This window comes from Amycolatopsis antarctica, assembly GCF_002262875.1.
Lineage (GTDB): Bacteria > Actinomycetota > Actinomycetes > Mycobacteriales > Pseudonocardiaceae > Amycolatopsis > Amycolatopsis antarctica.
Map to the genome: position 1 here is coordinate 137,833 of NZ_NKYE01000009.1, position 20,451 is coordinate 158,283.

Annotated in this window: 12 protein-coding genes and 1 pseudogene; 12 read left to right on the forward strand and 1 reads right to left on the reverse strand. The window is 67.8% G+C overall.

Translation table 11 applies throughout. From position 1 onward, the window contains the following. Positions 1 to 19 precede the first annotated feature (19 nt). The 12 genes and pseudogenes from eccCa to CFN78_RS29165 form a co-directional block, all read left to right on the forward strand. Entirely contained in the window at positions 20 to 3,979 is a 3,960-nt protein-coding gene (gene eccCa / locus CFN78_RS16480; protein ID WP_094863704.1) for a type VII secretion protein EccCa, read from the forward strand. Between the two features lie 52 nt (positions 3,980 to 4,031). Further along, positions 4,032 to 5,402, forward strand: coding sequence for a type VII secretion integral membrane protein EccD (eccD, locus tag CFN78_RS16485; RefSeq protein WP_133116370.1), 1,371 nt, complete (start codon positions 4,032 to 4,034; stop codon positions 5,400 to 5,402). 6 nt (positions 5,403 to 5,408) lie between these two features. Next, positions 5,409 to 6,743 carry a type VII secretion protein EccB gene (gene eccB, locus CFN78_RS16490; RefSeq protein WP_094863706.1) on the forward strand — a complete coding sequence of 445 codons (1,335 nt, stop codon included), beginning with the start codon at positions 5,409 to 5,411 and terminating at the stop codon, positions 6,741 to 6,743. A 2-nt stretch (positions 6,744 to 6,745) separates the two neighbouring features. Then, positions 6,746 to 9,454: a hypothetical protein gene (locus CFN78_RS16495; protein ID WP_094863707.1), complete on the forward strand. Its 2,709-nt coding sequence runs from the start codon at positions 6,746 to 6,748 to the stop codon at positions 9,452 to 9,454. Between the two features lie 41 nt (positions 9,455 to 9,495). Next, positions 9,496 to 12,774, forward strand: a complete 3,279-nt coding sequence (locus CFN78_RS16500; RefSeq protein ID WP_094863708.1) for a right-handed parallel beta-helix repeat-containing protein — start codon at positions 9,496 to 9,498, stop codon at positions 12,772 to 12,774. Positions 12,775 to 12,882: 108 nt separating this feature from the next. Continuing rightward, positions 12,883 to 13,896 (forward strand): methyltransferase, encoded by a 1,014-nt coding sequence (locus CFN78_RS16505; RefSeq protein WP_094863709.1) that lies wholly within the window; start codon positions 12,883 to 12,885, stop codon positions 13,894 to 13,896. Positions 13,897 to 14,563: 667 nt separating this feature from the next. After that, positions 14,564 to 15,313: an acyl-CoA carboxylase epsilon subunit gene (locus tag CFN78_RS29520; RefSeq protein ID WP_240519503.1), complete on the forward strand. Its 750-nt coding sequence runs from the start codon at positions 14,564 to 14,566 to the stop codon at positions 15,311 to 15,313. 225 nt (positions 15,314 to 15,538) lie between these two features. Then, positions 15,539 to 16,576 carry a type III polyketide synthase gene (locus CFN78_RS16520; protein ID WP_240519496.1) on the forward strand — a complete coding sequence of 346 codons (1,038 nt, stop codon included), beginning with the start codon at positions 15,539 to 15,541 and terminating at the stop codon, positions 16,574 to 16,576. A gap of 12 nt (positions 16,577 to 16,588) precedes the next feature. Then, positions 16,589 to 17,071, forward strand: coding sequence for a MaoC family dehydratase (locus tag CFN78_RS16525; RefSeq protein WP_094863711.1), 483 nt, complete (start codon positions 16,589 to 16,591; stop codon positions 17,069 to 17,071). Between the two features lie 34 nt (positions 17,072 to 17,105). Continuing rightward, complete coding sequence (locus CFN78_RS16530) at positions 17,106 to 17,900, forward strand: CoA transferase subunit A (RefSeq protein ID WP_094863712.1); 795 nt, start codon at positions 17,106 to 17,108, stop codon at positions 17,898 to 17,900. Then, the gene (locus CFN78_RS16535) at positions 17,897 to 18,649 is read left to right on the forward strand and encodes a CoA-transferase subunit beta (RefSeq protein ID WP_094863713.1); all 753 of its coding nucleotides are present in this window, start codon (positions 17,897 to 17,899) and stop codon (positions 18,647 to 18,649) included. Before CFN78_RS16530 ends, CFN78_RS16535 begins: the two co-directional genes overlap by 4 nt. A gap of 245 nt (positions 18,650 to 18,894) precedes the next feature. Then, positions 18,895 to 19,124: pseudogene (locus CFN78_RS29165) on the forward strand (transposase); the annotation flags it as partial. Positions 19,125 to 19,803: 679 nt separating this feature from the next. Here CFN78_RS29165 and CFN78_RS30320 read toward each other — a convergent pair. After that, positions 19,804 to 20,217, reverse strand: coding sequence for an alpha/beta hydrolase (locus CFN78_RS30320; RefSeq protein WP_165777580.1), 414 nt, complete (start codon positions 20,215 to 20,217; stop codon positions 19,804 to 19,806). Between the last annotated feature and the right edge of the window lie 234 nt (positions 20,218 to 20,451).

The window sequence follows — 20,451 nt, forward strand, 5'->3', positions numbered from 1 at the left end:
CAGAGGCGGGAGGCAACCGATGAACACGGTCGTAGTCCGACGGCCGCCCCGTGCTGACGGCCCGCCGATGCCCGAAGGCGAGGTCGAGCTGCAGGAGCCGCCGGTGCTCGGCGAACCGCCAGAGCCAGATATGAGTTCCCTGTTCATGTTCCTGCCGATGGGACTCGGCGTGGCGGCGATGGCGCTGATGTTCTCGATGGGTTCCGGTGCATCGCCGTTCCTGTTCCTGATGGGCGGGACGATGGGCCTGGCCATGGTGTGCATGACGCTTGGGCAGGTGGTCCGTGCTGGGTCGGAACGCAATAAGAAGATGCGGGCCGAGCGGCGTGACTACCTCCGGTATCTGGCTCAGCTGCGCCGGCGCGCCCGCCGAGCGGCGGAGGAACAGCAGGCGGCGGTGCTGTGGGACAACCCGGACCTGGGCAAACTGTGGACGATCGCCGGGACACCGCGGATGTGGGAGCGCAGGCCGGGCCACCCCGACTTTGGTCGGGTACGCATCGGCATCGGCGCCCGGTCGGCAGCCCTGGAATTCGCGGCACCGCAGACCAAGCCGGTGGAGGACCTCGAACCGCTCAGCGCCATCTCGCTGCGTCGCTTCACCCGCGCGTACCGCACGGTGTCGGACCTGCCGATCTCGGTAGGGATGCGCAGTTTCACCAGCATCGAGTTCGAAGGCGACGGCAACGAGGCGTGCTCGCTCATCCGGGCGATGCTCGGCCAGCTCGTTACCTTCCACTCGCCGGACGAGCTGCGCATCGCCGTGCTCGCGGACGAGCACCACCGGGGCAGTTGGGACTGGATCAAGTGGCTGCCGCATTGCGCGCACCCCTCCGAACACGACCAAGCGGGTGCCTTGCGCCTGTTCGCGGGCGACCACGAGGCCCTCCTGGACGTCCTTGGCTCCGACCTCGCTGATCGTGGTGACCACGACAAGAGCGCCCAGCCGAGCGCGGGCGAGCCACTCCTGGTCGTGGTCGCGCACGGTGCGCAGGTGCCGGAGGAGTCGCGATTGCACGGCGCCGGGCTGCGCAATGTTGTCCTGCTGGACGCCACCGGTGAACTGCCCGGCGGACCGAAGGTGTTGCGCCTCAAGGTGGCCGGCGGCGCGGTGGAGTTCGTGGCGGGGGATGAGACGGCTTCGGTGCGTGCGGACGCGTTGGGTCTGTCCGCGATCGACACGCTCAGCAGGGTGCTGGCCCCGTATCGGACCGGTGGCATGGTGGACCTGACCGACGAGGCGCTGGAGGCCGACTTCGACCTGGTCCGGTTGCTCGGGCTGCGGGACGTCCACGGCTTCGATGTCGAAGCCACGTGGCGGGGCAGGCTTCCGTTGCGCAGCAGGCTGCAGGTCCCGATCGGGGTGACCGAGGCAGGCGAGGTCGTCGAACTCGACCTCAAGGAGTCCGCGCAGGGCGGCATGGGGCCGCATGGCTTGGTGATCGGGGCCACCGGGTCGGGCAAGAGCGAGCTGCTGCGCACCCTCGTGCTCGGGCTGGCGGCCACCCACTCCTCGCAGATCCTCAACTTCGTCCTGGTCGACTTCAAGGGCGGCGCGACCTTCCTCGGGCTGGACGCGCTGCCACACACCTCGGCGGTGATCACGAACCTGGCCGACGAGCTGCCGCTGGTCGACCGCATGCAGGACTCCATCGGCGGCGAGATGATCCGTCGGCAGGAGCTGCTGAGGGAGAGCGGCTACTCGTCGTTGCTGGAGTACGAGAAGGCGCGCGCCGCGGGCCAGCAGTTGGCACCACTGCCGACGCTGGTCATCGTCGTCGACGAGTTCAGTGAACTGCTCACCAGCAAGCCGGACTTCATCGAGCTGTTCATCATGATCGGCAGGCTCGGCCGGTCGCTCGGCGTGCACCTGCTGCTCGCCTCGCAGCGGCTGGACGAGGGGCGGATCCACCGGCTGGAGAGCCATCTGTCATACCGGATCGCGCTGCGCACCTTCTCCTCGATGGAGTCGCGCAGCGTGATCGGCGTGTCCAAGGCGTACGAATTGCCGTCCGCCCCCGGCAACGGCTATCTGAAAGTCGATAACGCCACGTTGGTGCGGTTCAAGGCCGCTTACGTGTCGGGGCCGTGCCCGCCTCCGGCCGAGGGGCTGGCCGCCGAGACATCGGAACAGGCCGCCCGCGAGGTCGTCCGGTTCGAGGTGCATCCACGGCCGATGACGCAGCGGCTCCTGGAGACGGTTCCGGAACCACTGGTCGACCAGGCCGGCGACGCTGCCGAGGCCGAGGACGACAACCTGCCGAGTCTGCTCGAAGTGCTGACCAGCAGACTCAGCGCCGTCGGCTCGGTGGCCCGACAGGTCTGGCTGCCGCCGTTGACCGAGCTGTCCAGTCTGGACTCGCTTTTCCCCGGCATCGAGCCCGATATGCAACGCGGCTTGATGGCCTCGGCCTACCAGGGAACCGGACGCATGCGGGTTCCCCTCGGCATGGTCGACCTGCCGCACGAGCAACGGCGTGAACTGCTGATGGTCGACCTCTCGGGCGCCGACGGCCACGTCGGCGTCGCGGGTGCCGCGCAGACCGGCAAGTCGACCTTGTTGCGCACCTTGGTGCTCTCGCTCGCCCTCACCCACACGCCGCGCGAAGTGCAGTTCTACGCGTTGGATTTCGGTGGCGGCGGGCTCGCCGCGCTGGCTGGACTGCCGCACGTCGGTTCGGTGGCCTCTCGCCTCGACCGCGACCGAGTACTGCGTACGGTCGAGGAGCTGGCGCAGCTGTCCGAACGGCGCGAGGCGACGTTCGGGCGCATCGGCGTCGACTCCATGGCCTCCTATCGGCAGGCCCGCGCCCGTGGCGAGGTCGACGATCCCTACGGCGATGTCTTCCTCCTGGTCGACGGCGCGTTCACCCTGCGTCAGGACTTCGCCGACCTTGAGCAACGCATTCAGGAAATCGGCGCGCGCGGCCTGAACTACGGCATCCACCTGATCGTCTCGGCGGCCCGCTGGTCGGAGATCAGACCGTCACTGAGGGACACGCTGGGGACCAAGCTGGAGCTGCGCCTCGGCGACGCGATGGAGTCCGAGCACGGCTCCCGCAAGAACAGCACGATCCCGCAACAGCCCGGCCGCGGCCTCACCGGCAACGCCGCGCACTTCCTCAGTGCCTTACCCCGGCTCGACGGTGGACGTGGCACCGACGACCTGACCACAGCGACGAAGAGCGCCGTCGAGGAGATCGCCACGTTCTGGACAGGGGAGTCCGCACCGTCGGTGCGGCTGCTGCCCGGCATGCTGCCCGCGTCGCGGCTGCCCACTGACGACGGCGAGAAGCTGTGTCTTGGCTGGGACGAGAACCGGCTCGGGCCGGTGTGGCACGACTTCGGCAGCACGCCGCACCTGATGGTGTTCGGCGATACAGAAACCGGCAAGACGAACCTGCTGCGTCTGGTCATCCGCCACGTCACCGGACGGTACGGCCCGGACGAGGCGAAGCTGTTGCTCGGCGATTCCGAACGCGAATTGTACGAGATGGTGCCTGAGCCGTACCGGATCGGCTACGCCATCTCGACCGAGACGCTCGCCGAGCTGAGCACCAGCGCTGCGGTGTCGTTGCAGAAGCGGCTGCCTGGCGCCGACATCGCACCGGAGCGGCTGAAGGAACGCGACTGGTGGACCGGCCCCAAGCTGTTCATGCTGGTCGACGACTACGACCTGCTGGCGCCCGGCGGGGTGCAGTCGCCGCTGGAGCCGATGCTGCCGTTGCTCGCGCGCGGGGTGAACATCTCGATGCACGTGGTCCTCGCGCGCAGCACGTCCGGGGCGATGCGCGCCGCGATGGACCCGGTGATCCGGCGGATGTGGGAGTTGGGCACGCCGGGTCTGGTCCTGTCGTATCCCAAAGAGGAGGGCAAGTTCCTCGGAGAGGCCCAGCCACGGCAGTTGCCGCCCGGCCGGGCCCAGCTGGTGACCAGGCGCGAGGTTCGGCTGGTGCAGACGGGGCTGGTGGGCGCATGACCCGCAGACGTCTTCGAACAGGTGGCTTCGCGAGTTCCCTGAAGGAGGGCACGTGAGCGTAACCGTCGCGGCATCCGCAGGTCGCACCGAGGTGTGCCGGATGACCGTCACCAGCCCGTTCGGGTCCGCAGACCTGGCCGTCCCGGTCGGTGTGCCACTCGCCGGACTGCTGCCCGTGCTGGTCTGGCACACCGTTCCCGAGGCGGAACGCGGTAGCGGCTGGGTGTTGCAACGCCTCGGTGGCGCCCCGCTGGACCTCGAATGCACCGTCGGCTCCGCCGACCTGAGGGAGGGCGAACAACTGCACCTGCGCCCGGTCCACGACACCCTGCCCGAACTCGCCTACGACGACCTGCCCGACGGGCTCGCCGAGTCGATCAGAGCCCGGCGCGAGCTGTGGCGCCCGCTGTTCACCAAGGTCGCTTGTCTGCTGGCGGCCGTCGTCATGGCTGTCATCGTGGCCGTCGGGCTGGTCGCGGCGGTCCGCAATCCGGTGCCGCATCTGGTGCTTGCGGGTCTGGCGCTCACGGGCACCTACGGTCTCGTCCGCAAGCGAGACCAGCCGGTGCTCGGGATGCTGCTCACCGGGATCGCCGCGCTGTTCGCGGCGGGTGCTGGCATCGTGACGGCACCGGACGACGTGTCCGCGTTCCTGCTCGCGATCGCCGGTGTGGCGGCGGCCTGTGCGGTCGGCGCCGCGATCATGATGCAGGTCCGCCGCGCTGTGACCGTCCTCGGCGGGGTCGTGCTGACCGGGTTGTGGCTCGGCCTGCTGGTGCTGCTGGTCACCGAAGGCGGCGTGACGCCGCTCGGGGCCGCCGGCGCCGTGGTGACCGGTGGGTTCGTCGTGCTGGTCGGCTGTTCCCGGTTCGCCTTGCGGATGGCCCGCGTCCAGGGCCCGCAACTGCCGCGCACGGCGGAGGAACTGCAGCAGGATATCGACCCCGAGCCAGCGGACACCGTGCGCACCCGCGCGCGCTGGGCCGCGGGGTACGTCACGATGTTCGTCTCGTCCGCTTCGCTGGTGATCGTCCTCGGTGTCGGCGAGGTCCTGAGCCATCCCGGGTGGGCGCCGTTGGTTTTCATCGGCTTGGTGGCCACCGCACTGATGACGCGGGCGCGCGGGTTCGTTCCGGCGGCACAGCGCGGGCCGGTGTTGCTCGCGGGCGCGGTGAGCGCGCTCGGACTGTACGCCAAGGCCCTCCTGGGAGCCGGATCGCTCATGTTCTGGCTGCTGATCGCGCTGGGAGTGCTCGCGGTGGTCGCCCTGCTCGCCGCCTCCGTGCGGCTGATGTCGCGCGCGCCGGTGCCGATGTGGCGACGCGTCGGCGACGTGCTCGAAGTCGTCACGGTCGTGGCGATCGTGCCGATGCTCGGCCAGTTGTTCGGTCTGTACTCCTTCTTCCGTGGCTTAGGTGGGTGAGGGCACGTGCAGTCAGCCAAGGACCAGGTCCAGGCGCATCAATTCACCGAGCGTCGGCTCGCGGCCGCGCTGGTACTGGGTGACGCCACCGGCGCGGTGGCGCCCGCCCGCCGGGCCGCCGTCGGCGTCATCTTCGGGGTCGTCGTGCTGATTCTCGGCGCCGGCGGCTTCTTCGTGTTCGGGCTGCTTTCACCGGGCGCCAGCACGGCGTGGCGAGAGCCGGGCTCAATCATCGTCGAGGAGGAGACCGGCAGCAGGTACGTGTTCGCCGACGGTGTCCTGCGACCGACCCGCAACCTGGCCTCCGCGGCACTGGCCACCGAGGGATTGAAGATCGTCTCGGTGCCGGGGAAGTCGCTCGCGGGCGTGCCGCGCGGTGCGCCGCTCGGGCTGCTGGACGCCCCGGAGGTGCTGCCGCGGGCGTCCGCGCTGCACCCCGGCCCAATCCTGATGTGCGTGCCGACGAAGGCAAACGACGCGGCGACGACGGTGGTGCTCGACGCCACCGTGCGCGCCGCGCCGGTGGCGGTGCCGGACGTCGCGTCCGTGGTCGGACCGGACGGCGAGCGGTACTTGGTGGCGGACGGCCGCCGCCACGCGGTCACCGATCGCTCGGCCGAAACGGCGCTGGGAATGGACGCGGTCCCTCCCGTCCCGGTCAGCGAGGTGTGGCTGGACACGGTGCCGTTGGCCGCGCCGGTCGCCCCGTACCGCCCGCCGCAGGAAGGCGCTGCGGCGCTTCCAGTGGCGGGTTCGGACACCAGTGTCGGTGAGCTGTTCCGGGTCGACGGGGGTGGGGCGCGGTACTATCTGATGCTCTCCGACGGCCTCGCTGCTCTGTCGCCGACCGACTTCGCTTTGTCGTCGGCCGAGGATGACAACGTCCGGACGGTCACCGCGTCGGAGGTCGCCGAGGTAAAGCGAAGCGAGACCTCGCTGGTGGGGCGCATGCCCGACCTGCGGGACATGCGGTACTTGCGGCCGGACGGCGCTGCGCTGTGCGCCACCGCGGTGCCGTTCGGTGCCCCTGCGCTGTCCCTCGTGGACCCTCGTGTGCTGCGGCCGGGCACGTTGGATTCGGTCGCCGTCGCTCTGCAACCGGGCGGCGGAATGCTGGCAGTACCTGCCTCCGTCGCGGATCAGGAACAGGCCAGCACTCAGGTGCTCATCACCGAGCCCGGCGTCCGGTACTCGCTCGCGGGTGACCGGGAGGCCGTCGCGCTCGGTTACGGGTCGGCAACCCCGCGCGTCGTGCCGAACGTCGTGTTGGACGCGCTGCCCGCAGGCGTCCGGCTGTCGATCGCCGCTGTGTCGACGCAGAACGGGACCGGAGGAGGCTAGCGATGGCAAGGCAGACGACACAGGTGCGTGGCGCGACGGCGGCGAGCCAGATCGAGTGCAAACAGATGGGCCGGGCCATGGTCGTGCACCGTCGTGGGCACATGAGCGAGGTCGCACAGTCGCTCGCGTGGTCGATCGCGGAGGACCCGGACAACGACATCGTGGTGCTGGACCTGCCGGACAACTGCCCCGTGTGGATGTGGGAGGCGGTTGCCACCTCGCTGCCCAAGCGTCGGCGCGGACTACGGCTGGTCGTTGGCGCCCGCTCGCACGGGATGACCGCGATGACCGGCCAGTGGTTGTCCGAGCGCTTGCGCCGGACGGTGTACGCGCCGGACGGCATGGTGGTGCGCGGAACCGCGGGCACCTTGTTCGTTCACTCGGGACCCGAGTCGGGGTGGGTGCGCTTCACACCGGGCAAGGCGCCCCGGTGGGAGGCAAAGCGGTTCCCTCGGCCGCGCTGGGAGGGCATCGCCGTCGACCACCCGTGGCCGACCAGTTCGGGGGGCGTGGCCGAACCGATCCCGGGCGGCGTGTGGCTGAGGTCCATGCACACCGCCCCGGGAACGCAGGACCATCGCAGGTTGCTCGCCCAGGCGATGCTGGTGCAGCGCGACCGACTCGCCGTGGTGTTGGGTTGCCCCGGCAGTGTGCCGCTGCCGTTGGACGACATCGCCCGGTTGTGGGTGAATCTTCCACCGGAGGCACGCCGGGACGTGCGGTTCGTGCGGTTCGGTCCGCTCAACCTGCCGCCGGGTGTCAGTGTCGGCCAGGCCATCGCCGACGTCGTCGACCAGCCGGTCATCGTCTCGCAGGGCATGCCCCTGGAAGGTGTGGACGGCTCGGTCGTGCGCATCGTGCACCCCAACGGAGCGCTGGGCTGGCGACCGTTCGTCCGTGAACTCGGTTTCAACCCGCGCCGGATGACCGGGGGAGTCGCCACCTTGCCCACGGTGCTCGATTATGACACGCCGTTGGAGGGTTTACCGGAGATCAGCTCCGGTGTGTTTCAGTACACCCCCGACGCGGCGCTGGAGGTCGTCCAGGGCGGTCTGTGGCTGCGGCCCGCCGAGGGCGCGGTGCAATCGGAAGCGGTCAGGGCCACCCCGCTAGATCCCGCGCACTTCTGGTTCGTCTACGACTGTCAGTCCGAAGCCGTCAGCTCCCGGATGCGGACGCTGGCCCAGGACGTGATAGCCCGGCTGGATGCCGATATCCAGCCGTTCTGCCGCCTGCTTCCCGCGTCCAGCATCGCGTGTGGCGCCGTGCGCCGGACCGCTGAGCGACTCGGCCGGGCCGGCGGAGTGGCGATGCCCGCCGTCGATCGGATGTCCGACGGACACTCGGCGGCCGCAGGCCGAGCAGACCTGGTGTGGGAAGGCGACCAACCTGCGGTCCCGGCCGAGGTAGGCGCGACGCACACGGGATCCGGACTTGTCCGGGAACGGGCAGCGGAGGTCGCCACCCACTCCGACGTCGGCCTCGAGTCCACCGACGAGGATGACACAGCCGTAGGTCAGGTCGCGAAAGCCGGTGCGGAGGAACGGACTGCTACCGCCGTTGCCGACGTGGGCAGCATCGCAGAGCGGCTGGCGCCGGATCAGGGCGCGCAGGCCGCAGCCCGTCCGCTTCCGTCGCCGGCCCACGAGTCGGAGCCGACCGAGCGGATCTCCACCGCGGGGAAGCCTGCCGGCCAGCGCCGTTCCACCGCCCCACCATTGGCTGCGGCAGCCGGGGTCCGGTTGGAGAGCACGCTGGACTACGACGACGCGTCGCTCGATCTCGGGCTTGGTCACGATGGGCTCGACGACCACGACGAGTCGGACACCACGGATACCGAGACGGCTGGGTCGAAGATCGAGGCAAGCCATAACGACGGCCCGCTGGCGACCGAGCGCAAGACCGTGGGCGTGCGGCCCCAGCCTGTGCCGGAGCCCGAAGCGGCGGCTCTGCTTCCCGCGACCGGCATCGAGAAAGAACGAGCCTGGCTGCGCCGCACGCTGAGCAGACAGTTCGACAACCTGTCCACCTCGGCGGGCCGTCTGTTGTCGGAACAGCCCGGTCTGCGCAGTCAGGGTCATGATCGCGACGTGATCACCGACCTGGTCGCGCTGCGCCTGTATCTGTCCGAGGAGGGCGAGACGCTAGACGAGGCGCTGCACACCGCGACAGTCGGGCCGCACGTGCCGTTCGCCCGGTGTGTGGTGGCCGGCCTGCGCCGGCTCGGCACGCACCGGGGTCGGGTGAGCCTGCGGGCACAGGTTGAGCCGGAGCATTTGGATTGGTATCAGGACAACCCGCGGTTCGCGGACTGGAGTTTCGTCAATTGCCTGCCGACCGGTCCCGGCAACTGGCCGGGCAACTGCGACATCGACATTTGGTCGCTGAGCGGGCGGCGCACCACGGGGCTGGAACCGCAGGCGTCGGGTCTCGACGAGCGGGTCATCTTCCCGCCGGGAACCCGATTCAAGCTGCTCGGCATGGAGCGGGCCGACACGCCGGACGGTAGGCATCGCATCGTCCTGCGTGAGTGTGGGGCGGCGGAAGCCGGTGACGATGACGGAGTGAACGCGGCCGCGCTCCACTACGACGACATGGCCACGGTCGGCCTGGAACGGGTCGCGGACACCCCGGGGTTCTCCGGCGCGACTCCGCCGGACGCGACCGTGGCGCGGCTGTCCTCGCTCCCGGGTTTGGTGACCTCGTGGTGAGCCAGGCTGGGGTGCGGATCACAGCAGCGGGAGGCGACAGGATGAGCAAGCAGAGGCTGGTGGTTGCCCCCGGTCGCCCGGGTGCCTATTCCTCGATCGCCGAAGCTGTCGTCGATGCGGACGACGGTGCGCTGATCATGGTCGCGCCCGGGCGGTACGAAGAGTGCCTGGACCTGAGCTGCGTGGTGTCCGTCGTCGCCGATGGCGACGGTGAGGTGCGCGTCCACGGCGTCGGCGCCAGCACCATCGTGGTGCGGGCGGAAGCAGTGCGGCTGCGCGGGCTGACCTTGTCGTGTGAGTCGGAGGACCTGCCGGTCGTCGACGTGCAGCATGGTGAGGCCGCGATCGACGAATGCGTGGTGGCGGGCCGGGCTTGGACAGCCGTGCTTGCACGCGGCACCGGCTGCCTGGCCATCCGCGGCTGCACGCTGGCCAATCCGGTGGGCGCGGGCGTCGTGGTGATGTCCGCGGGTGGCAACACGATTCTGGACACGCGGTTCGCCGGACTCGGGTCGTCCGGGCTCGTCGTCGTGGAGGACGGCGAGGTCGTGGCCCAGCGGTGCGTGATCACCGAGGCCAAGGGCAACGGCGTGTGCGCCAACGGCAACTCGAGGCTACTGCTCGAGGAGTGTGAGATCACCCAGGTGGACAAGCCCGCCCTGGTGATGGAGGAGCAGGCCCGTGCCGAGCTGACCGACGTCACGGTGCGCGAGTGCGGCGCGGTCGGCTGCTACGTCTCGACCACGGGCGCGGTGACCCTCTCAGGTGGTGTCTTCGCGAGCACCGCGGGGCCGGCGGTGCACATCGCGGGCCGGTCGGCTCCCGTGCTCAGCGACGTGCGGATCGACCGGGCCGGCCGGATCGGTATCAGGGTGACCGACGACGCGAGTCCGCGCTTCACCCAGTGTTCGGTGTCCGGGACGGCGGTAGGCATGCTGTTCGACGGATCCAGCACGCCTACCGTCGACCGGATGGAGGTGCGTGGACCCGAGAAGGTGGCGATCCGCGTGGCCGGCAGCGCCCAGCCCGCCATGGCAGACCTGCGGGTCAAGGACGGGCGCGCGAACGGGATCGTCGTCAGCGGTTCGGCCCGGGTGGCCTTGTCGACCGGGTCGATTGAGTGCGCATCGGTCGCCCTGCAGGCCGCCGAGGGCGGCCGGCTGGACAGCACGGAGATCGTTGCCTCGACGAGCGGACCGGTCGGTATCGAAGTGCGCAGTGGTGGCCGGGTGTCGCTCACCGCGCTCCGGCTACACGGCGGCGGTGTCGTGGTAGGCGGCGAAGGCAGCTGGTTGTCGTTGCTGGACAGCGAGATCGGCGAGGCCGTGGGGGATGGGTTGCGGGTGGCGGACGGCGCCGTAGCGTCGGTCCAGCGGTGCCGGATGCACGCTAGCGGGGGCTACGGCGTCTCGATCGAGCGGGCCCGCGCGGACGTGACTTCGTGCGAGGTGTTCGACAATCGGGGCGGCGGCTTCCGCGTCGACTCCGAGCTACCCGTCGTCATCGCCGACTGTGAGGTGCAGGGCAATGACGGCGAGGCGCTGCGAGACGTGGCAGCGTCCTCGGGGCTGGTGGTGCGCAACATCTCCGGCGACCAGTATGGCGAAAGGCCGGAATCATCGGGCACCGTCCCGGTTGCGTCGGAGGAACCCGAGACCACGCGGAAGTCGCCGGGCAAGCAACGGCGCAGGCAGTCCGGACCGCTGGCGGAACTCGACGAACTGGTCGGGCTGGCCGGGGTGAAGCAGGAGGTCAACGCGCTGGTCAATCTGATCAAGATGGGCCAGCGGCGCGAGCAAATGGGCCTGCCGATGCCGCCGATGAGCAGGCATCTGGTGTTCGCGGGACCGCCCGGCACCGGCAAGACGACGGTCGCGCGGCTCTACGGCGCCGTGCTCGCGGAGCTGGGCATCCTGTCCGATGGGCACCTGATCGAGGTGGCGAGGGCGGACCTGGTCGCGCAGATCATCGGCGGTACGGCGATCAAGACCACCGAGGTTGTCACCAAGGCACTCGGTGGCGTGCTGTTCGTCGACGAGGCGTACACGCTCACCAGCCAGTCCGGCGGCAGCGGCCCGGACTTCGGGCAGGAGGCGGTCGACACCCTGATGAAGTTGATGGAGGATCACCGCGACGAACTGGTAGTGATCGTCGCAGGCTACTCCGAACAGATGGACACCTTCCTCGCGTCCAACCCGGGTGTCGCGTCGCGGTTCACCCGAACCGTCGAGTTTCCGAACTACAGCGTCGACGAGCTGGTCACCATCACCACCGGCCTGTGTCACAAGCACCAGTACCAGCTCAGCGTCGACGGTGTGGCCGCCGTGCGGGACTATTTCGACCGGTTGCCCAAAGGCAAGACCTTCGGCAACGGCCGGGTGGCGCGGCAACTATTCGAGTCGATGGTGAGCAACCAGGCCTCCCGGCTGGCGCAGGAGCCGGAGCCGGAAGGTTCCACGCTGTCCACGCTGACCGCCGCGGACCTCGGACAGCCGACGATCGTCACGGAGGGCGAACCGCCGGCGCAGCCCCTGGACCTGCGCGGACCGGAACCCGCCGGGTGCAGCCCGCTCGGTGAGAGCCGCGCCGTCCGGCGGCTGGCCGCGATGGTGGGCCACAAGCAAGCACGCGCGAGCTTGCTGGGCAGACTCGAAGCGCTGGCGGCCAGTGGTCCGCAGCCCCTGGGTGGGCCTGCCAGCGTGGTCATTGAAGCGCCACGAGGCACCGGTCGCCGGGAACTCGCCGGACGCTACGCGGCGGGCCTGGTGGAAGTGGGCGTCGTGCGAACCGGGGCGCTGACGCCGGTGTCGTTCGCCGACGACCTCGTGCCGGAGTGGCTGGGCCAGGAGAGGGCACTGGTTGCGGAAGCCTTCTCCAGGGCCGAAGGCAGTGTGCTGACCGTGCTCGTCGACGACCAGCCGCCCGCGCATGAGCACGCTTGGCGCCAGGCGGGCGCCGCGCTCGCGCGGGCGATGCGTGACCACCCGCATCAGGTGGTGGTCGCACTTGGTGTCCGGGACGCGCTCGGTATCGTGTTCGGTAGCCAGCACGACGACTTGACCAGCACGTTCGCGGACTACCTGCGATTGGCCGAACACACCACGGATGAGTTGGCGCAGCTGGCGTCCAGCAGGCTCGCGGCGCTCGGGTGCACGCTCGACGAGCGCACCAAGATCGAGGTCCGCGAGGCGGTCGCTCAGCACGCTGAGAGCGGCGGGGCGTACGCGGCTCACCGCGTCGCCGAATGGCTGAGTACGACGCTGTTCCGCGAGGGAATGCCGCTCACAGCCGAACGCCCACTCGCGGAAGCAGGCTTCTGACCTGGGCAGCAGGACATCGGGGCAGGTTATCCAAACATTCGGTCGTATCCCGTTGTCCACCAGGAAGCGGTCCACGATGCTGTGCTCAACCAACCCAGGAGGGCCGTCATGACCACCGCTGACATCGATGACGCGAACGAGCTGTTGCTGCTGGGGCACGCGGCGATCACGGCGAAGGTACTGTCGCTGGTCGCCGAGGTCGGCGTCGCGGATCATTTCGACGGTGCGCCGGTCACCGTGGAGTGGCTCGCCGAACGGACCGCGGCCGAGCCGTCGGCGCTGCGCAGTTTTCTGCGCGTGCTGGCGGGCCATGACGTGGTGCGGGAGCTGCCGGACGGCCGGTTCGAGCTAACCGAGCGCGGCACCCTGCTGCGCTCGGACCATCCGAAGTCGTTGCGATCGATCTTGTCGCTGCACAAGGTGCTGTTCCTTCCGCTTGACCGCGCCGACCACACCCTCTTCACTGGACAGTCGTCGTTCGAACTGGTCCACGGCACGCCGCAGTTCGAGTACTACCGCAAAAACCCGGAACTGGGCGCCCTGTTCAACGCAGGGATGGCCGACCTGAGCAATTGCGAACGTGACGACGTCCTCCGGTGCTACGACTTCTCGCCGTACCGACGCATCGTCGATGTGGCCGGAGGTGACGGCACGTTGCTCTGCGCCGTCCTGGGCCAGCATCCGGAGGCGACCGGGATTGTCTTCGAACAGGACCACGTCACGGCCGAAACCGAGAAGAATCGCGCCCGGCACGGCCTGCAAGACCGCTTGGAGGTCGTCGCGGGCGACTTCTTCGCCGAGGTGGTTGCCGGTGGCGATCTCTACCTGTTGAAGTCGATCATTCACGATTGGCCGACGCCGGAGGCCGAGAAGATCCTCCGGCGTTGTCGGGAGGCCATGCCCGTCGGCGCCCGGCTGGTCCTGTTCGAGCGGGTGCTCTTCCCGGACAACGCCTACGGCCTCGCCAAGACGTTCGACGTCATGATGCGGACGCTTTTCGCGGGCGCGGAGCGCACGGTCGACGAGTTCGCCGAACTGTTCGCGAACTGCGGATTGGAATTCGTCGGCACCACGCCCGTCGGTGGCTCGTTGCATGCCGTGGAGGCGGTCCGCGCCGACTGACATCTCCGAGTCGGGGGGAGCGCACGGCGACCCACTGCAAGGAGAAAATGTGACGACTCTCAAATCAGGCGATCACACCGCGGGCTTGGTCGACGACGACCGTGCGCCGGGCGGTCGCCGAATTGATCGCCCTCAAGCGGCTCGTCCGGGAAGTGAGTCTTCGCTACCGCCATGGCAAGGGCAAGCTGTTCGACGCGGGGTCCTTCGTCGAACTCGAAGGCCTTCGCCGGCGCCGGAGGACATCGCAGGCGTTGGCCGCGCGAGCACGGATTGTGTTGCGGTGCGCCGAGGGAATGCAGGGATCCTGGGACGTGGCCGTCACGGCGAGCGGCACCCGTCGTCGGTCTGTGCGACGGCGCCAGAGCGCGAATACCGAAGGGTGTGACCGCGCTGACCGGCTATGGCGGCATGCCCCACAAGTGGCAGTTCCGGCTTGGCGTCGTTCGTGTACGAAGACGAGGAGAACTGCCTGGCCGACGTCCGTTACCTGCTCTCACTTCTCCCGTGCGCCGCCCGCGGTGACCTGAACGGACCCGGCCGGCCGATGCTGTGACGCGTTGCTCGACACGGTGCCGGACAGACCCGAGCACGCCTACCAGGTGATGGACTTCCCGCATGGGTCGTCGACGACGAGCTGTTCGACGTCCACGGGCGACGGGCCAAGAACATCGTCCGTGCCTTCGCAAGGCTGGGCGGACACGTCGTCGGGATCGTCGCGAATCAGCCGTCATACCTGCCCGGTGTGCTCGACAGCATCGCCGCGCAGAAAGCCGCCAGATCCGTTCGCTTCTACGATGTCTTCGGTATCCCGCTCGTGGTGCTGGTCGGTGTACCAGGCTTCCTGCCCGGCGTCGACCAAGAGCATGGTGGCGCCATCAGGTACGGCGCGCAACTCCTGTACGCCTACTGTGACGTGACGGAGCCGAGGGGCCAGGTCGTCCTCCGCAAGGCCTACGGCGGCGCCTTCACGGTGCTCGGCTCGAACTCCGTCGGCGCAGACCTTTCGCTCGCGTGTCCGACGAACGAAATCGCGGTGATGGGCGCCGAGGCCGTGACGAACGTGATCTTCCGGTCCGAGATCGCCTCGTCCGGCGATCCCGAACTCACCCGCAAACGGACGATCTCCGAGTATCGCGACCAGCTGAAGCAATCCCTACTACGCGGCGGAATGGGTCAGGTCGACGAGGTGATCGACCCGGCGGTTACCCATACCGCCGCCATCGAGCCGCTACGGGGTGCTGCGCGCGAAGTGCCGGGAGCAACCCAGCCGCAAACACGGGAACCACCCGTGGCCGACACCGTTCGGATCACCAAGAGGGAGCCGACTCCGCAGGAACTGGCCGCGCTCATCGCCGTGCTGGCCCGGCTCACCGCAGGCACCCGGAGCGCGCCGGGCAGGAAGCGCCCCGCCGCATGACGTACAGAAGATCGTTGGCGATGCGGCTGGCTCGCAGGTCGACATCCGGAATGCGCGACTTTACCCGATCCCGGGAACGTTCGGACATAGCTAATTGTCTCGTTAGAAAGCGCGCGCCTAGGTTGATCTCGCCGCTCTGAATTCCCTGCGCCTCTTCCATGTGCGCATGGCTCGTGCTCGCGGGAGGTATTGACTGTGGTTGTGCTCTGTCCACCTGTGGTAGCCGTGCCTGAACACATCATCACCCAGGCCGAGACGATAGACATAGGCCAGCGACTGTTCGCCGGGCATCCGCACTTGAAGCTGGCCACCCGAATGATCGAGAACACCGGGGTGCGCAAGCGGCATCTCATCAGGCCGGTCGATGAGACACTCCGCGACACGGATTTCGGGCACCGGAACCAGATCTTCGACCAGGAAGCCAAGACCAGAGTTCCGCCGGTCATCTTCGCCGCGTTGGACAATGCGCGCCTCACGGTCGCCGACATCGACGCGATCATCTTCGTCACTTGCAGCAGTTACTCGATGCCGTCGATGACCGCCTGGTTGATCAACGAACTCGGCTTTCGGTCGGACACGACCCAGATACCCATCGTGCAGCTTGGCTGCGCGGCTGGTGGAGCGGCGATCAATCGCGGGTACGACTACTGTCGTGCGAACCTGGGTTCGCACGTCTTGATCGTGTCCTGCGAGTTCTGTTCTCTCCTATTCCAACCAGCCGACCAGGCGGTGGGAAATCTCCTTTCAGACGGACTTTTCGGTGACGCGATCGCTGCGGCGGTTGTCCGCGGAGACCGGGAGGTTCCCGGCCTGTTACTCCAGGCGAGGCGATCGCACCTGATTCCGCACACAGAGGATTGGATCTCCTATGAGGTCATGAGCACCGGATTTCACTTCAGGCTGTACAAGGGCGTGCCCGGCGCGTTCCGTGACGCTATGCCGGTGCTGGCCAAGTTCACGTCCGACGAAGGGCATGACCTGCCCGACCTCGACTTCTACGCGATCCATTGCGGAGGCCCGCGCATCTTGGACGCGCTGCGCGATCCCGGCGGAGTGGCTCCCGAGGCTCTCGCCATGAGCATGGCGACGCTGCAGGACTACGGGAACATCGCCTCGGCCAGCGTCTTCGACGTTCTGCGCAGGATCGTCGCCGCCGGGCCACAGCCGGGGCAGATCGGCTTGATCGCCGGATTCGGCCCGGGAATCACCATGGAACTCGCGATCGGTACCTGGCAATCCGGCCATCGCACAACGATCTCGTGACAGGAGCCGACTATGTCCTTTGGCACTTTCTTTGACGATGTCAAGGTTGGAGAGGTCTATCGGCACTGGCCCGGTAAGACCATATCGGAATCGGAGCACCAGACGTTCTGTCTGCTGACCATGGTTCGTCATCCGATACATCTCGACGCGCACCACGCGAAATCAGCCACTCGGCTCGGCCAGCCCCTGGTCATCGGATCTTACGTGTTCTCCCTCCTGATCGGCCTGTCCGAGTCCGACATCACCGGTAAGGCGCTCGGTCACACTGGATTTGACCGGGTACAGCATCAAGCTCCAGTTCTGCATGGGGACACGATTTATGGCGAGAGTGAGATCCTGAACAAGGAGAATCTCGTCGCCAAGGCTGATCGGGGAAAGGTGTCGGTCGAAACGCGCGCGGTCAATCAGAATGGCGTCCTGGTCATGAGCTTCCGCCGGAACATGATCCTGGCTACGCGGGAGTATCGCGGGAAAAAGATCGGACCGATCGGGTAGGCGTTGAGGGAGAGGGCGGGGAATAGTGAAATTCATGTCGGTGGCCGAGGGCGTGGAATTTCTGGTGAGCGACGGCGACACTGTGGCACTCGAAGGCTTCGTCGATCTCCTACCCATGGCCGCTGGTCACGAGATCATTCGGCAGGGAAAGCGTGACCTGACCTTGGTTCGCATGTCGATCGATCTCGTATACGACCAGCTGATCGGCGCAGGATGCGCCAGTACGCTCGTGTTCGCCTGGGGTGGAAACCCGGGCCTAGGCACATTGCACCGCTTCCGCGACGCCGTCGAGAATGACTGGCCCGGCGCGCTCGAGATCGAGGAACACAGCGATGCCGGCATGGTGAATCGATATTCGGCGGGCGCGTCCGGCTCACCGTTCGCGATTCTGCGGAGCTACCTGGGAACAGATCTTCCGTCGCAATCAACCTCCGCGAAATTCATGACCTGCCCGTTCACCGGGGTGGAAGTCGTCGCGTTACCGGCTCTCAATCCGGACGTGACTGTCCTGCATGCTCAGCGCGCTGACCGTGCCGGCAACGTGCAGTTCTGGGGAGTGCGAGGCGCGCAGCGCGAGGCGGCGCTGGCGGCGCGGAGGACTCTGGTGACCGTCGAGGAAGTGGTCGACAGACTGGAGCGGATGCCAGGCGACGTGGTGTTGCCGTCGTGGGCAGTCGACGTCGTCGCCGTGTCGGCCGGTGGGGCTGCGCCGTCGCACGTACCGGGCTATTACGAGCGCGACGGCGGCGCTTACACGGAGTGGGGGAGACTCAGCCGAGATCGCGCCGCCTTCGGAGCCTGGCTGACCGAATTGAAGGCAGGACGATGAACGACTACCGCCCGGACGAGATGATGGTCGTCGCGGCTGCGCGCCTGCTAGACGATCACAGTTCCTGCTATCTCGGCATTGGCCCAGCGACCGAGGCGGCGATGCTGGCACAGCGCACCCACGCGCCCAACTTGCGCCTGTTCTACGAATCCGGGTGTATCGACGCAGCACCCACCACGATTCCCGGCTCTATCGGGGATCCCAGTCTTCTGGCCACTGCGGATGTCGTGGTGAGCGTTCCTTTCATGCTCAACTACCTGGTATCTGCCGGTCGAATCGACGTCGGCGCCATCGGGGCTGCCCAGATCGACAAATTTGGCAACATTAACAGTTCGATTATTGGGGGCGGTTATCGACGCACCACGGTGCGACTGGCAGGCCCCGCGTCCCATCCTGAGGTCGGCTATGCGTGCGGCCGGGTCCACGTGTTAATGCGGCACAGTCCTCGGTCCTTCGTCGAAAAGGTCGATTTCGTCACCTGTTTCGGCTACGGTTCGGGAAGGGGTGAGCGGGAACGTTGGGGAATGACCGGCGGTGGGCCGACGGCCGTGGTGACCGACCTGGGGCTGCTCAGGCCGGACCTGGCGACGGCGGAACTCACTCTTGCCGCCGTACACCCCGGGGTGGAGGTCGATGATGTCGTGGCCGCCACCGGGTGGGACCTTCGGGTCAGGCCCGACGTCGGCGTATTCGCCGCGCCGACCGAGGCTGAGCTGACAATTCTCCGAAGGCTGCGCCGAGAAACGTGAGTTGGGCCACCCCAATATGGCTCCAGCATGGCACTCTGTCCGATAGGACTACTGGTTCCGGCGTGTCCCGGCAGTGGACCGGCAGTGGACCGGTAAAAGAGTGGATCCACCGTCTCCTTCAGTCAGAAGTGGCGCCTGTGGAGCTGTAGCGCTGGACAAAAGGGATTCACAGTGGTGCCGTTGCGCATCGAAAAATGCCATTCGGGGCGATACCTTTGCTTTGTGGGTGCTCGAGCCTCTGCTTCCGCGGACGGGTCCGCGACCGCGGCATCGGTGTCCGTATTTCCTGCAAAGCGTCGAGAGCACCCGGAAACTGGGCAGGCACCGCTGGGTCATCGAGCGCACCATGGCCTGGCTGAGCGGATACCGCCATCTGACCCTGCGCTACGAACGCAAAGCCACCCATTTCCCTGCCTTCCGCACCCTCGGAGCCGCCATCACCTGCTACAAGAAACTCGCCAAACTAGCCACGTAAGACGACCTCTGAGGTCGTGCAGCCAAACCCAACATGTGCTGGTAAAGCACGTACAGGCGGTCGGTTTCATTGCCGCCGTACAGGCCCTCCTACAGACCTATCGACAGGGCCAGGTAAGTATCCGAGGTATCGGCAGGATGGCCAGATGCCGCGCAGCGCGGCCAGGTCGCGGGGAAGGGCGTGTCCGGCAACTCCGGGGCGAGCGTGCCGTCCTCGTAGATCGCGGTGAGCGAGGCGATCCGCCAACCCTCGTCGGTCCGGCATGCTGAAGCAGGTAGACGCCGCACATGCGTACCAGCAGTCCGGTGACTCCTCCTCCGTCGATGGCCTTGTGCAGGCCGCTGGACCGTGCCGGGTAGCCAATGCCGCGAGCAGGATCGTTGCCTGATAGCACTCGGAACCCTTCTCGCCCGGGATCACGCCATAGCGGTCAGCTCAGGCGTTCACCCGAGGCCACGCACTGGACAGCGAGTCGATGAGCGCGAAGTGGCCTACGTCCGGCACCGTGACCAACGAGGGCAGGTGCGTGCGCACGTAGCGGCTCGACGTCGCGTGCGGAACCGCCTTGTCCTCCTAGCCGTACGTGATGGTGACCGCACCACCGCGTGCCGCCAGCTCCGCTGGATCGAGGTCTGGGCGTTCATCCGGTGACGTGCCGGGGAACGCGGCGACGGCGCCGTCACCGAGATTGCATGCGTGCGCCGCTCGGAGGTCGGTAATCGGCGCCAGGGCGAGCGTTCCCCGAAGCTCGGCCGGGGGGACAACGCGACGCGACCCAGAGCGCGAGCTGCCCGCCTGCGGAGTGGCCGACCAACACGGTGCCCACGACATGGTGATCGAACAGTGCCTCCACGTCGCTCGGCACGTTCCGCATCGCCAAGCGAATGTCGTGGGTGTCGTCGTCCGGCTTGCCCGGTGTGCGCCGGTACTCGATCGATGGCACGGACCAGCCTGCTTGCCGCAGTGCGGCGGCCATCGGCTGTGTGTGCGTGCGGTCGTACCTCGGCCTCCAGAGACCCCCGTGGACCAAGAGGACGAGCGGCTTGTCCGACGACGAACCGTCCCACCAGAAGTCCGCCACGTTGGCGGGCACCGGCCCGTACCGGAGTTCCAGATCCGGGCGGGCGGCTTCGGGGCAAGCATCGAGGTGTCTTCCTCGAACGGGGGAGCCGCAACGCCATCGGTCCGGCAGGTGTCCATGCGCAGCTCGTGTCAGAGGCGTGGTGCGCGGGTGCCGCCGATCGTGCGCGGCCGGCAGCAGGCAGGAGCGGTCTGTTGCCCGAATTGCCTGCGCGCCGCGGAAACGCGGTCAAGATCGGAGCCGGCT